The 13,836-nt window shown below is 33.0% G+C and carries 14 protein-coding genes and 1 pseudogene; 4 read left to right on the plus strand and 11 right to left on the minus strand.

Annotated elements, in window-relative coordinates; all coding sequences use genetic code 11:
* The 3 genes from NE054_RS03940 to mraY all read left to right on the plus strand — a co-directional run.
* Window positions 1-303, plus strand: a 303-nt coding sequence (locus NE054_RS03940) for an alpha-isopropylmalate synthase regulatory domain-containing protein (protein WP_297888804.1), incomplete at its 5' end; no start/stop codon positions are given.
* Entirely contained in the window at window positions 293-865 is a 573-nt protein-coding gene (locus NE054_RS03945) for an RNA methyltransferase (protein WP_297888806.1), read from the plus strand. The genes NE054_RS03940 and NE054_RS03945, both read left to right, overlap by 11 nt.
* Window positions 866-875: 10 nt before the next feature.
* A complete protein-coding gene (mraY, locus tag NE054_RS03950) occupies window positions 876-1,943 on the plus strand; it encodes a phospho-N-acetylmuramoyl-pentapeptide-transferase (protein WP_297888809.1) in 1,068 nt (355 codons plus the stop codon).
* 4 nt (window positions 1,944-1,947) lie between these two features.
* Here mraY and NE054_RS03955 read toward each other — a convergent pair whose 3' ends face one another.
* The 8 genes and pseudogenes from NE054_RS03955 to NE054_RS03990 all read right to left on the minus strand — a co-directional run bounded on the left by NE054_RS03955 (window position 1,948) and on the right by NE054_RS03990 (window position 11,837).
* Window positions 1,948-4,272: an ATP-binding protein gene (locus NE054_RS03955; RefSeq protein ID WP_297888812.1), complete on the minus strand. Its 2,325-nt coding sequence runs from the start codon at window positions 4,270-4,272 to the stop codon at window positions 1,948-1,950.
* Window positions 4,247-6,244 (minus strand): ATP-binding protein, encoded by a 1,998-nt coding sequence (locus NE054_RS03960; protein WP_297888814.1) that lies wholly within the window; start codon window positions 6,242-6,244, stop codon window positions 4,247-4,249. Before NE054_RS03960 ends, NE054_RS03955 begins: the two co-directional genes overlap by 26 nt.
* Complete coding sequence (locus NE054_RS03965; protein WP_297888817.1) at window positions 6,244-7,011, minus strand: citryl-CoA lyase; 768 nt, start codon at window positions 7,009-7,011, stop codon at window positions 6,244-6,246. Before NE054_RS03965 ends, NE054_RS03960 begins: the two co-directional genes overlap by 1 nt.
* 2 nt (window positions 7,012-7,013) lie before the next feature.
* The gene (locus tag NE054_RS03970) at window positions 7,014-7,655 is read right to left on the minus strand and encodes an HAD-IA family hydrolase (protein WP_297888819.1); all 642 of its coding nucleotides are present in this window, start codon (window positions 7,653-7,655) and stop codon (window positions 7,014-7,016) included.
* Window positions 7,652-8,077, minus strand: coding sequence for a septum formation initiator family protein (locus NE054_RS03975; RefSeq protein ID WP_297888821.1), 426 nt, complete (start codon window positions 8,075-8,077; stop codon window positions 7,652-7,654). Before NE054_RS03975 ends, NE054_RS03970 begins: the two co-directional genes overlap by 4 nt.
* Complete coding sequence (gene eno, locus NE054_RS03980) at window positions 8,031-9,308, minus strand: phosphopyruvate hydratase (protein WP_297888824.1); 1,278 nt, start codon at window positions 9,306-9,308, stop codon at window positions 8,031-8,033. The genes NE054_RS03975 and eno overlap by 47 nt, the downstream gene beginning before the upstream one ends.
* Window positions 9,309-9,415: 107 nt before the next feature.
* Window positions 9,416-10,609 (minus strand): annotated as a pseudogene (locus NE054_RS03985) (acetyl-CoA carboxylase biotin carboxylase subunit); the annotation flags it as partial.
* Window positions 10,602-11,837, minus strand: coding sequence for an aspartate kinase (locus NE054_RS03990; RefSeq protein WP_297888826.1), 1,236 nt, complete (start codon window positions 11,835-11,837; stop codon window positions 10,602-10,604). The pseudogene NE054_RS03985 and the gene NE054_RS03990, both read right to left, overlap by 8 nt.
* Before the next feature lie 65 nt (window positions 11,838-11,902).
* Between NE054_RS03990 and NE054_RS03995 the strand changes: the two genes are divergently transcribed.
* Window positions 11,903-12,631 carry a YdcF family protein gene (locus tag NE054_RS03995; RefSeq protein WP_297888828.1) on the plus strand — a complete coding sequence of 243 codons (729 nt, stop codon included), beginning with the start codon at window positions 11,903-11,905 and terminating at the stop codon, window positions 12,629-12,631.
* Here NE054_RS03995 and NE054_RS04000 read toward each other — a convergent pair.
* The 3 genes from NE054_RS04000 to NE054_RS04010 form a co-directional block, all read right to left on the minus strand.
* Window positions 12,623-13,210 carry a hypothetical protein gene (locus NE054_RS04000; RefSeq protein WP_297888831.1) on the minus strand — a complete coding sequence of 196 codons (588 nt, stop codon included), beginning with the start codon at window positions 13,208-13,210 and terminating at the stop codon, window positions 12,623-12,625. The two genes, NE054_RS03995 and NE054_RS04000, sit on opposite strands and share 9 nt — an antisense overlap.
* Before the next feature lies 1 nt (window position 13,211).
* On the minus strand, window positions 13,212-13,550 hold the full coding sequence (locus tag NE054_RS04005; protein ID WP_297888833.1) for a DUF190 domain-containing protein: 339 nt from the start codon (window positions 13,548-13,550) through the stop codon (window positions 13,212-13,214).
* 18 nt (window positions 13,551-13,568) lie between these two features.
* On the minus strand, window positions 13,569-13,836 hold a 268-nt coding region (locus tag NE054_RS04010; protein WP_297888836.1), incomplete at its 5' end, for a CrcB family protein.

The raw sequence follows: 13,836 nt of genomic DNA on the forward strand, positions 1-13,836 counted from the left end.
TTAGGACATGGTCCGGTAAATGCTTTGGATAAAGCTTTGAAAAAGGCATTAGTATCTGTATATCCAACTTTGGCAGAAGTAGAGCTAATAGATTATAAAGTAAGAATTGTTAATGAAAGTGGAGGAACTGCTGCCAAAATAAGAGTACTAATAGAAAGTAAAGATAAAAACAAGAAATGGGGAACTGTTGGAGTATCCGATAATATAATAGAAGCCTCATGGCAAGCTGTTGTAGATAGTATAGTTTATAAGTTGGTAAAAGATAATATAAAACCTATTGAGGAGAAAGAAAATGCACAATGATCACGTCTATGTATCGGTTGTTCATTATCCGGCTTTAAACAAAGAAAAAAAATGGGTATGTACTTCTTTTACAACTTTAGATTTTCACGATATTGCAAGACCTGCAAGGACATATGAACTTGCAGGATACTACATAGTTCAACCGTTAGAAGCTCAGCAGTTTGTAATAAAACAGCAGATAAAGTACTGGACAGAAGGGTTTGGAGCTTCTTTTAATCCAAGAAGGTCGATGGCAGGTTCTTTGGTAAGAGTTGTGTCATCGATAACAGAAATGTTAGAAGCCATAAAAGAAGAAAAAGGAAAGTATCGAAGATTAATCGGTACTTCTGCTAAAAAATATCCTCAAACTGTAAGTTACTCTCAGATGAGAGAAATATCGAATAAAATAGATGATGTATACCTTATCTTGTTTGGAACTGGATGGGGAATGCCACCGGAACTTGTCGAAAGTTGTGATTATATATTAGAACCTATACTGGGTCCTGGGGAGTACAACCATCTGTCTGTCAGAAATGCTGCTGCAATCATATTAGATAGACTCTTTTCAATAAATAGATGCTAAAGGAGATTAGATGTTTTATCATTTATTTTACGAATACTTAGATATCAATATCTTCAAATACATAACTTTCAGAGGTTTCTATGCGCTACTTACTGCGTTTTTTATATCTTTAATACTTGGTCCGTATGTTATAAATAAATTGAAGGTTTTTCAAAATAAAGAAGGAGGTTATGTCCGCCAAGACACTCCAGATTGGCATCAGATGAAGAAACATACTCCTACCATGGGAGGCATTTTAATACTTTTATCAGTTTTGTTATCTTCATTACTGTGGTGTCGTCTTGATAATTTATACGTTTGGCTCTTGATAATTACATTTATATCATTTGGAATAATAGGATTTTTAGACGATTACAAAAAAATAAAAGATAAAAAAGGTCTATCTTCAAAAGCTAAATTTACAATGCAGTTAATCGTTGCAACCGCCATATCTTTTGTTTTGTATACATATCCTAAGTTTAACAGTGTGTTATACTTTCCATTTTTTAAACATTTGCAGATAGATTTAGGAATATTTTATTTATTTCTAATGATTTTTATTATTGTTGGAACTTCAAACGCTGTTAACCTTACAGATGGACTTGATGGTCTTGCTATAGGACCTTCTTTGATATCCGTTTCTACTTTTGCTATTTTTGCATACATAAGTGGTAATGCTATTTTATCAAAATACTTGATTGTACCTTATGTGGAAGGTAGTGGAGAGATTGCTGTATTTTTAATGGCACTGCTTGGTGGTGGACTTGGATTTTTGTGGTTTAACTCTTTTCCGGCAGAGATGTTCATGGGAGATGCTGGGTCACTATCCATAGGAGCAGTTTTGGGACTAACTTCTATAATTACAAAACAGGAACTTGTTTTAGCTATTGTAGGGGGAATATTTGTAATAGAGACCTTATCTGTGATAGCTCAAGTTGGATATTACCGTTTTACAGGAGGAAAAAGGCTGTTTAAAATGGCTCCGATACACCATCACTTTGAATTACATGGTATTCCGGAGCCTAAGATAGTTGTAAGAGTATGGATTATATCTCTCTTACTGTCAATTATCGCTTTATCTACCTTGAAAATAAGGTGATTAATTACTTTTTAAGCATTTTAGTTGCATTTTTGTAAAACTCTTCTAATCGGAATTTTACCTTCCTATGAAAATCTAAAGGGTCCAATTCCGAAAGTATATAAATTGCTTCATCGACGTTTTCAACTAAAAAAATGTTGAATTTTGAATCTTTTACTGCTTGAATAACCTCTTCATCTAATAAGATGTTGTTTTTATTTCTCAGTGGAACTATTACTCCTTGTTTTCCTGTTAATCCTTTTATTTTACATACTTTAAAGAAACCTTCTATTTTTTCCTTTATTCCTCCAACAGGTTGAACATTTCCATGTTGGTCAATGGAGCCTGTTATTCCTATGTCTTGTCTGACAGGTATTTCTCCAATTTCAGAAAGTATTGCTATCAGCTCAGCTAAAGATGCACTATCTCCTTCTACTTCACCGTACGACTGTTCAAAAGTTATACTACAACTTAAAGAAAGTGGAAAATCTGTTCCATATTTTCTTCCTAAGTATCCGGATAGGATTAAAACACCTTTATCATGTATCGGACCACTTAACTCTACTTCTCTTTCTATGTTTATTATACCTTTCTCTCCAATATATGCAGATGCAGTAATTCTTGTGGGTTTTCCGAACGTCAGATTACCTATTTCATAAACTGAAAGACCGTTTACTTGTCCTACTTTTCTCTTCTCCAAATCTATTATTAATTTTCCTTCATCTATAAGCTCCAGGATTTTTTCTTCTATGAGGTTTTCTCTAAAAATCCTATTTTTGATAACCTCCTTTACATCTTGAACATCTATCTGTGAAGACTGTGATAGAATGCTTGCTTCTCTTATTATATCTGTAATTGTGTTAAATACTAAATTTACCTTCCCTTTATCTCCGGATGTAAGAATGGAAAATTTTAAAAGTTCTTCTAAACCTTCTTTTGAAACATCTTTTAAGCCTTCAGAGGTTATTATATTTTTAATTAAAATTGGAAATTTTTCTTTTATATCTTCATCAAATTTTACAACCGGATTAAATTCTGCTTTCACTTTAAAGATTCTTTTAAAGTCTGGGTCATACTCAGATAACAAATCATATGTAACTTCATCACCAATAAGAATTACTTTTACGTCTATTGGAATAGGTTGAGGGTCAAGCCCAACTTGAATGGAGAAAATTCCCCCTGTATAATCTTCGTTAATGTAAACTTCTTTGTTTACTATTACTTTTTTTATACTTTCCCATAAAAAATAATTTTTTAGTAAGTCCTTGATGTATAAGACGATAAAACCACCGTTTGCTTTAAGAAAATCACCGGCAAAGATATTTCTGTGGTTTGCATACAAAATTCCCATCTCAGCTTGGTATGTTATACCACCAAAAAGTTTTTTAAATGTAGGATTTGTCTGGATTATTACTGGTGCTCCTTTTGTATTTGCATTATCAACTATTATATTTAGCTGAAAGTTTTGAATTTCTTGTTCCAATGTTCTTTGTACAAAAGGGTTTTTTTCTGAATATTTTAACTGAATAAAAATATCGATATTTTCAATTACGTTTTTCTTATGATAATCAATGAAACTCAAAATTTCCGGATAATCTTTAAAAGCTTCCTCAATTTTAAAATAAATACTATCAATCTTAAACTTTGAGACTCTATTCTTTAGATTTTTTAAAAATTCTTCAACTTGATGATCAAGCTCTCTAAGTTGCCTAATATATTCTCTAAAAATATTATCAAATTTATCAAGTTTTTCTTGATATTCTTCAAACTGTTTCTCTGTTAAAACTCTGAGGTTTGTTATTATTCTACCATTTAATACAGGTAAAAGTTCAATTCCTCTTGGGGTTATTAAAACTCCTAAGTTGTATTTTGCTGCTTCATTCTTTAATTTTTCAAAAATCTCTTCTCTTTTCTCTTCCGCTTCTCTTAGTATGTTCGCTTCTTCATCTTCATATTCTTTACTTTCAAATATTTTATAAATTTCTTTTTTAAGAAGATTTAAGGTTTCATCTATTAATGCTACCAACTTTTTTCCTAATCCGGATTTTACCTTTAAGTATTTCGGACGGAAAGGATTTTTAAAATCAAAATAGTACAGGATATCGTCTGGTACAGGGTATTTTGAAGATTCTTCGTGGAGTTGTTCTATCGTAAATATTGTTTTTCCTATTCCTTCTGGACCTGACACGTATATGTTATAACCTTCCTTTTTTACTTTCAATCCTACATTAAATGCATTTTCTACTCTCTCTTGACCAAAAAAGATAGGTTTGGGATTAACATCTTTTGTTGATTTTTCTATCTTAACATCAAGAACCAAATCTTCATAAAGAACTTTCCTTATTTCCATAATATTCCTCTTTAATTGTGATTATAAACAATGCTCCTTTTTGACTTTCTACTGCTTTTATTTTACCATGATGATTTTCTATTATCTCTTTTGTTATGGCAAGACCTAATCCACTGCCTTTTGGTTTTTTTGAGTAGTATGGTAGGAATATTTTGTCTAAGTCTTCTTTTGGAATACCTTTTCCATTGTCTTTAAAGATAATTAAAATTTCTCCATTTTCTTTTTTATTTACGGTTATAGTCAGTTGTGTAGCTTCTTCGTATGAGTTTTGAATAAGGTTTAAAAATGCCTGCTTTAAAAGTTTTTTATTTCCAATGATAAAAGGATTATGTAAACATTCTAAGTTTATCCTAAATTCTTCAAAGGTGTAACTTTCAGATATCTCTTTTAAAAGTTGACATAAATCTATTTTTTCTTTTTCTGTGTTTGTAATACTCAAACCAAATTGGTTGAATTCTTTGACAAGTTGAGATAGATGTTCCGTTTCATCTATTATCACCGATGTTGCTTTTTCTATTATTTGGTCGATGTTTGGATTCTTCTTTCTCCATTGATTTAGTATTCTCTCAGCTGACAACTTTATCGGTGTTAGTGGATTTTTTATTTCATGGGCTATCCTTTGGGCTACATCTTTCCACATTTTTAGTTTTTGAGCTGAAATTATCTCTGTTATATCATCAAAAACTATTACATAACCTTCTTTGGATATGTTGGTAACTTTTACTAGTATTGTTTTACCATCTTTTTCTATTATCTGCTCTTTCTCTGAAGATAGTTCTATGTTAAATGTTTTTGCAAATTCTTTTATATCTTTTTTCTTGAAACTTTCTATCTCTTCTCCTAATATGTTTTTGGCTGAAGGGTTTATATTTTCTATTTTTCCGTCTTCTGAAGAGTAAATAACTCCGGCTCTTATGTTGTTGAGTATCGCTTCTAAGTACTCTTTGTTTTTTCGTAGAGTGTTGTTTCTCTCTTCCAATTTTGTGTAAAGAAGGTTTAAACGGTCAACCATTCTGTTGAACTCTTGTACTAGTATTCCAAATTCATCTTGAGCTTTTATGTCTATTTTTACGGACAAATCTCCTTCTGAAAGTCTTTTTGAAGCATCTACAAGGGCTTCCACAGGTTTGGTTATGTTGTTTATTACAAATCTACTGAGCCAAAATGCTGCAAATATTACAGCTACCGTTATTGTAAGTAAGATGAGAATGTATCCAATCCGGATTGGTGTTTTATAAAATTTTAGCTGATTGTATATCTGTAAGATTAATACGGTATCTTCTTTTGATAAAATAATGTCTTTTGGAAGTTCGTAAACTATCAGTATTTTTCTAAAACTGTCAAGATTGTCTTGATATACGATTTTATTTTCATAAACTGTAAAACCTTCTTTTCCTAAGGCGTTTAGTATTTCTTTGTCGTAAGGTTTTCCGTAAAATTCCAAAAGTCTTCCTTCGTTATCATTTATTGAGATTGTTCTTATTCCAAGATAATCTACAGCATCCTTAGCTTGTATCTTACCATCTTTTATAGATTTGTATATTTTTAAGATCCATTCTTGGTTTGAAGATATGTTTTGAGTTATGATGTTATCAAGTTTGCCTAAAGCATTTCCAACTTTTCCGGAAAACCATAGGTTTGTTGCACTTGATATGATAGATACAGAAACTGTAAAAAGTATCATTGACGGTATTATTACCATCAGTATGAGTATAAGGGTAAGTTTTATCCGGAGTCTGCCTTTAATACTTTCCTGAAAAAATATTTTTATGATATACCTTAGTAATGAAGCGAAAATTATTATGAAAAATATAACGTCAATGTTAAGAATAAACAGAAAAAGGTAAGGGTTTAATACATCTTTTACCTTCTGGAGTTTTTGGAATATATAGTAATTTCCACCTATGAAAAGTAAGAATGATAAAGTTAATATTAAAAGGTTTCTTTTTGTTTTATCATTTTCTAAATTCATTATTCAAGGTTTCTTGGAGGGTTTCCTAAATACTCTATATCCTCTTCATCTAATCTTCTAAAAGGTGGTTCTTCTGTAAGTTCTTCAAATGCGTGAGCTACGAGTCCTGGAATTCTACCTATTATAAAAAATCCTTTACCAAGTCTGTAATCAAATCCCATATCTGATGTTATTGCTGCTATTGCTCCGTCTACGTTTAAAACTAACTTTTTACCTTTTATTTTGTAAATCTCTTCCTCCAAAGCTAATGCTAACCTACAATGTTTACCAAAAAATCCTAAATCTTTTGCTATGTCCATCAGTTTTTTTGTTCTTGGGTCAAAATCTTTGTAGTATTTATGTCCAAATCCGGATATTCTCCATTTTTCATTTACTATTTTTTCTGCCAATCTTGTTGCAACCGCTTCTACATCTTCTTCATCTTTTGTATACTCTTGTAAAAATCTCATAGCATCTTCCAATGCTCCTCCATGATAATCTCCAAAAGCTAATACTCCCGTTGCCACTCCAACGTGAAGAGGATTTCCTCCGGATATCACATTCCTCAAAGCTACTACCGAAGGTGGGGCTACACCATGGTCTACAACGGAAACAAATATCGCATCGAACATTTGTTTTTCTTTTTCCGTTGGAATTTCTCCTTTCAGTAATAGGTAAATAGCTTCTGAAAATGAAAGTTTACCTATCATCTGGGTTAAAGGATATCCTCTTATGTATGTTTCTTCTTTTGTATTGAAAGATATTTTTGTTTTCCATTTTTGTGGCATTTTTACACCTCTATTTCTTTAAGATTTTTTATAACAAAATCTGGATTCAATGATAAAGCTAAATCTTTCTTTCCATATCCATACATAACAAAACAACTTTTAATCTCTGCGTTTTTAGCAGTTAAAACATCCGTTTCACTATCCCCTATTAGGATTGATTTGTCTTTTGCTACGTTTAGATTTTTTAGGGTATGAAAAACCGGAAGTGGACTTGGTTTTTTCTCAGATGTTGTATCTGCTCCAACTACCATATCAATGTAAGTTAAAACACCAAGTTTATTTAATATTTTCCTTGACAGTTCCTCATACTTGTTTGTTACCACTGCTGTTAACTTTTTGTTTTCTTTTAGTTTTATCAGTATTTCTTGTACTCCTTCGTATAGTGATGAATAAACAACCGGATTTTGATAATAAAACTCTCTAAATAGTTCAAGGGCTTTTTCTTTTATAGAATCCGGGTAATCTGGTATTAGGTCTTCTATAAGTTTTTTAGCTCCGTACCCAACTTTGGAAATTATCTCTTCTTGGCTTTTTGGTTCAATACTCAACTTTTCAAAAGCGTAGTTTACCGCCAAAGCGATGTCTTTTCCTGAATCCAATAAAGTTCCATCTAAATCAAACATAAAAAGTTCAAAGTGTTTCATTGTAACTTAAACTGCTGATATTTAGCTTTTATTTTGTCTATCCATCTTTCTTCTTGATGGTTCTCTTGGTTTTCTTTTTCTTGATTTTTGTTCATACCTACTATTACATAAACTTCTTCATCATCCTTCATAAGTCCAAGGTTTTCCCTTGCTATCTTTTCTATGTAAAATGGGTCGTTTTGTAAATAGTATATCTTTTTCTCTAAATCTTGATTTTCTTTTTTTATCTGGTTAATTTGAGCTAAAAGTTCATTTCTTATCTGAATTTTTTTAAAGTATTCAAAAATGTTGTTTTCTCCAAAAGCTATAGTATAGACAGCTATAATTAAGAGTATAACAGCCGCGGTTTTTAAACCGCGGTCTATCAATTTCTCATTAAAATCTGTATTTCTTAAATACCTGTTTGCCTTTGAATACTGCATCTTTTCCAAGTTCTTCCTCTATTCTAATTAATTGATTGTACTTTGCTATTCTATCTGTCCTTGATGCAGAGCCTGTTTTTATCTGCCCTGCATTTGTTGCAACAGCTAAATCTGCTATAAAAGTATCCTCACTCTCTCCGGACCTGTGAGAAATGACAGCTGTGTAGTTATTACTTTTTGCCATTTCTATCGCATCTAACGTTTCGGTCAAAGTACCAATTTGGTTTAGTTTTATTAAAACAGAGTTTGCAACGTTGTTTTTGATACCTTCAGCTATTATTTTAGGATTAGTAGTAAACAGGTCATCTCCTACAAGTTGGACTTTGTTTCCGATAGTAGCTGTAAGGTTTTTCCAACCTTCCCAGTCATTTTCTGCAAGTCCGTCTTCAATAGATACTACCGGATAGGTTCCAACTAACTCCTCGTAAAGTATAATCATATCCTCACTTGTTAATTCTCTTCCTTCGAACTTGTATTTGCCGTTTTCGTAAAACTCAGAAGATGCAGCATCAAGGGCAAGAAATACATCCTCTCCAGGTGTGTAGCCGGCTTTTTCAATAGCCATCATCAGTAAATCTAAAGCTTCTTTTGTCTCCTTTAATGCAGGAGCAAATCCACCTTCATCTCCTACGTTAGTTGAGTATCCTTTTTCCTTCAAAACAGATTTTAATACATGAAAAACTTCTACTCCAGCTCTTAAGGCTTCTTTAAACGAGTTTCCACATACAGGAACTATCATAAACTCTTGAAAATCCAAATCATTATCAGCATGAGCTCCACCGTTTATAACGTTCATCAACGGTACAGGTAAAACTTTTGCGTTAACTCCACCTAAGTATCTGTACAAAGACATTTCTTTTTCTACTGCCGTAGCTCTTGCTACCGCTAAGGACACTGCCAATATAGCATTTGCTCCAAAGTTTGATTTGTTTTCCGTTCCATCCGCTTCTATCATCATTCTGTCTATTTTTACTTGGTCTTCCGATTCTTCACCAATTATTAGGTCCGCTATTTTTGTATTTATATTTTCAACAGCTTTTAAAACACCTTTTCCTAAAAATCTTTTTTTATCTCCATCTCTTAGCTCTAATGCTTCGTTGACTCCAGTTGAAGCACCACTTGGTACTATTGCAGATGCAACTGCTCCACTTTCTAAAACAACGGTAGCTTCTACCGTTGGATTTCCTCTTGAATCTAAAACTTCCCTACCAACATTTAATTTAGAAGACAAAACCAGAGATTTAGAAGACTTAGTCGCAGCTATAGCAGGAGCAATAGCAGCATACCATAAATTATAAGGAGGTTTGAAGATGTCTATTATTGTTGATGTTTTTGGTAGGAAAGTTTTGCTATCATTGAGTCGTAGTATGGTGGTATTACGTAATCCTTATAAACAGCAGCGTCTACTCTTACTCCTGGACCACCTGGAGAGTGGTAAGAAGTAATCAGTCCTACTGAAGGTGCAAAGTTTCTCTTAGGGTCTTCCGCGTTGACTCTAAACTCTATCGCGTATCCTCTCATGGAAACATCTTCTTGAAGGAAACTGAGTTTTTCTCCTTGTGCAATTTTTATCATCTGTTGGACTATATCTATTCCTGTTACCATTTCGGTTACTGTATGTTCTACTTGAAGTCTTGTGTTCATTTCTATGAAGTAGAAATTGTCATTTTCATCAACAAGGTACTCAATTGTACCAACATTTTCGTATCCTACTTTAAACATCGCTTTTACAGAAGTTCTGTACAGTTCCTTTTTTACGTATTCATTTAGAGATGGAGACCTTGCTATCTCAACTATTTTTTGATGTCTTCTCTGTATAGAACAGTCCCGTTCTCCAAGGTGTATTACATTTCCGTATTTATCTGCCATTATCTGTATTTCTATGTGTCTTGGATTTTCAACATACTTTTCTATGAATACGTCCCCTCTTCCGAAAAACTTTTTTGCTTCATTGTAAGCAGAATTAAATAAGTCTTCAAACTCTGATTCTTCTTTGACTATTCTCATTCCTCTTCCGCCACCACCAAAGGCAGCTTTGAGTATAATTGGATATCCTATTTCATCTGCTATCTTTTTTGCTTTTTTTATATCTGAAATTGGTTCATCGCTTCCTGGAAGGACAGGAACGCCTAACTCTCTCATCTTCTTTTTAGCAGCCATTTTATCGCCAAATAAAGCTATGTGTTCCGGTTTTGGACCTATAAATATTATTCCTTGTTTTAGACAGTATTCCGCAAATTCAGGATTTTCCGATAAAAAGCCGTATCCCGGATGTATTGCATCACATTTTGTTTGTTTTGCAAGGTCAACTATTCTAAAGTAGTTTAGATACGCCTGTATAGGGTCCCCGGGTATAAGGTAGGCTTCGTCCGCTTTTTTTACGTATATACTTTTTGCATCTGCTTCAGAGTATATTGCTACAGTTTTAATTCCAAGTTCTTTACAGGCTCGTATAATCCTTGTAGCAATCTCCCCTCTGTTCGCAATAAGAACCTTTTTTATCTCTTTGTTAAAAGGTTTTACTTTACTCATACTGAATATCACCTTCCATATTTTCTATAAACGCTTCGTGTAATGCTCTTACAGCCAACTCTGCATACTTTTCATCTATTAAACAGGAAATTTTTATTTCGGAAGTTGATATGGCGTATATGTTGATTCCTTCTTTGTAAAGTACTTCAAACATCTTTCCGGCTGTTCCGGCATGGGTTTTCATACCAAGACCGACGACGGAAATTTTAGCTATTTTATCGTTTCTTTCTACATCTTCTGCTCCTATCTCTTTTGCTACTTGTTTTGCTATCTCTTCTGCATAATCTGCATCTGTTTTATTTACGGTAAATGATATGTCTGTAAATCCTTTGTGAGATACATTTTGAACGATCATATCAACCACTATGTTTTTATCTCCAAGAGCTTTAAATAGTTTTGCTGCTACTCCTGGTTTATCCGGAACTCTTACGACTGTTATTCTTGATTCTTTTAACTCATGGGATATTCCCCTTACTACTACTTTTTCCATCTCTTCATTCTCCTCCATTATCCAAGTTCCTTCTTCATCGTTAAAAGATGACCTTACATGTATTTTAACTCCATACTTTGCTCCAAATTCTACCGACCTTATCTGCATAACCTTAGAACCTAAGGAAGCCATCTCCATCATCTCTTCATAGGAGATAACCGGTATTTTTTTAGCATTTTCTACTATCCTTGGGTCTGCTGTAAACACTCCCGGAACATCCGTATAAATTTCACATACATCTGCTTTTAGTGCAGCAGCTAATGCAACCGCTGAAGTATCTGAACCACCTCTTCCAAGAGTTGTTATATCACCTTCCTCACTTACACCTTGAAATCCGGCAACTATAACCACCTTCCCTTCATCTAAGTGTTTTTTTATTCTGTGTGTGTCTATCTTTTTTATTCTTGCTTTTGTGTGGACATTATCGGTTATTATTGGTACTTGCCAACCTGTAAGACTTATCGCATCAACTCCCAGTTCCTGAAGAGCTATTGCAACCAATCCTATTGCCACTTGTTCACCTGTTGCTACTACCATGTCTTGCTCTCTTGGATTAGGTCTTTTTGACAGCTCCCTTGTAAGACCAAGTAATCTGTCTGTTTCTCCGGTCATTGCAGATGATACAACAACAACCTGATTTCCTTCATCAACCGCTTTTTTTATTTTTTTTGCTACATTTTTAATTCTTTCTATGTTACCTACAGATGTTCCGCCGTATTTCTGAACGATTAAAGGCAATACAAACCTCCTAAAGTGATGTATAAATATGGTATTATAATTCTAACATATTTTTAAGGTGTAAGATGTTTTTCCTGAAAAAGTTAATAACCTTTTTTATTTTACCTCCTGGACTTTTTGTTGTTATTTTTTGGATTGTTGCATTTTTGGGAAGAAAAGATAAAAAGGTATTTGTTTTATCGTTTTTATCCGGATTTGTTATATATCTACTTTCTATAGAACCGGTTAAAGACACTTTGTTAAGTCCATTAGAAACAAAATACTCTCAACCAAAGAATGTAAATGGAGATGTGATAGTCGTTTTAGGTGGTGGAAGTTATAACACCGGAATCTTAACGGAGGATTCTTTGAAAAGAGTTTTATCCGGATTTGTTCTTCATAAAAAATTAAATGTTCCAATAATACTATCTGGTGGGTCTGCCATAACAAATCTTCCGGAAGCCGAAGCGATGAAAGGAGTATTAGATGAGCTTGGAGTTGATAAATCTATGATTTTTACAGATGTTTACAGCAGGGACACCTTACAGAATGCTTTCTTTACAAAAAGAATATGTCAAAAGTATGGTTTTAAAAATGTCATTTTGATTACTTCTGCTTACCATATGCCAAGGTCTGTTATGGTTTTTGAAAAAGCTGGATTAAAAGTTATACCTTATCCTACAGATTTTAAAATGGATAAGAAATACACAATCTATAGCTATTTTCCAAAAATGAATGTATTACAAGATTCCACAAAAGCTATAAGAGAGTATGTTGGTATAATTGCTTATAAACTACACTGGCTTCTAAGTTGATTGGCTTTCTTCTCTCTCCTTTTTCGGAACATAAGTATACTTTGGAATGATGAATATACCATATTCACTTTCTAACGTCTCAAATCTATTGTTGTAGAAGCTGTAAGCTGCGAAAGACAAAATAACAGCATCAAGTTCTTTCCCTATGTATCTTTTATCTTGAGAAAGCAGTTTTTTATTTAACTTTATACCACTTTTTGGAAGGTTGTAAAGTCTCTGCTCTAACCCTTCTGTAGTTTCAGCTGGGAGAATATCTTTATGGATTATTTTTTTCCAAAATTCTTCTACATTTGATTTAAAAATTCTCTTTTCTTTTTCTTTAAAACTTTTTTTATCAACGGGTCTATATTCAAACTCTTCAACGATATCTTTAAACAGGTTTGAATAAGCCTTATTTGTAAGAGCAAGTTTAGAGCTAACCCCAAAATCATAGTTTACAGCTATAACATCCGGATTGTAATGGTCTAAAAACCATAAAAAACCTTCCTTGTAAAATTTAAAGATAGCCTTTACGTACCTGTTGTTATCCATCAACGAAACTATAAACAGTTTATCTTTTACTTCTACACCAGCAAACAAATTAATCTCCTTCCGCAGAATATTTAATCACTTTAACTTTTTCCATGGTCATTAAACCATTTTTTACGTATTTTTCTATGATAGGGATTATCTTTTGTATCTTATCTTCCGTGTCTATGACTTCAACAACTATAGGAAGGTCTTCCGATAAATCCAATATAGATGCTGAATGTATAACGGTAGATTTACCATAACCTAATATACCCCTCAAAACTGTCACACCGGCTATATGGTTTTCTCTTAAAACTTCCACTATCTTTTTATATAAAGGTTTTGAATCGTACCTATCAGCTTCACCTATATGTATCCTTAAAAGAACAGCCTCACCTTCTATTTTCATATCTTCTACCTCTGTTGTTCACAACAAAATCTTAGCAAGAACTATACCCAAAAAAGCTGAGCCAAAAGAAAAAACCATATTCAATAAAACATTCAATCCGGCTTTGATGTAATCTCCGTCCATCATTATTGCAAACGTTTCATAAGTCAAAGAAGACATTGTGGTAAAACCTCCGCAAAAACCAACTGCAATGAAAAGTCTCCATAAAGGGTCTAAAGATAGTTTTCCTAAAAAAACAGGCATAAAAAAACCTATGATAAAAGAGCCAACCGTATTTACAATTAAA

The organism is Sulfurihydrogenibium sp. (genome assembly GCF_027448985.1).
Taxonomy (GTDB): Bacteria; Aquificota; Aquificia; order Aquificales; family Hydrogenothermaceae; genus Sulfurihydrogenibium.

What these genes read in the sequence shown, in the direction of transcription:
- NE054_RS03945 (WP_297888806.1), top strand. Translation starts at nt 293, where the DNA reads ATGCACAATGATCACGTCTATGTATCGGTTGTTCATTATCCGGCTTTA.
- mraY (WP_297888809.1), top strand. Translation starts at nt 876, where the DNA reads ATGTTTTATCATTTATTTTACGAATACTTAGATATCAATATCTTCAAA.
- NE054_RS03955 (WP_297888812.1), bottom strand. Translation starts at nt 4,272, where the DNA reads ATGGAAATAAGGAAAGTTCTTTATGAAGATTTGGTTCTTGATGTTAAG.
- NE054_RS03960 (WP_297888814.1), bottom strand. Translation starts at nt 6,244, where the DNA reads ATGAATTTAGAAAATGATAAAACAAAAAGAAACCTTTTAATATTAACT.
- NE054_RS03965 (WP_297888817.1), bottom strand. Translation starts at nt 7,011, where the DNA reads ATGCCACAAAAATGGAAAACAAAAATATCTTTCAATACAAAAGAAGAA.
- NE054_RS03970 (WP_297888819.1), bottom strand. Translation starts at nt 7,655, where the DNA reads ATGAAACACTTTGAACTTTTTATGTTTGATTTAGATGGAACTTTATTG.
- NE054_RS03975 (WP_297888821.1), bottom strand. Translation starts at nt 8,077, where the DNA reads ATGCAGTATTCAAAGGCAAACAGGTATTTAAGAAATACAGATTTTAAT.
- NE054_RS03995 (WP_297888828.1), top strand. Translation starts at nt 11,903, where the DNA reads ATGTTTTTCCTGAAAAAGTTAATAACCTTTTTTATTTTACCTCCTGGA.
- NE054_RS04005 (WP_297888833.1), bottom strand. Translation starts at nt 13,550, where the DNA reads ATGAAAATAGAAGGTGAGGCTGTTCTTTTAAGGATACATATAGGTGAA.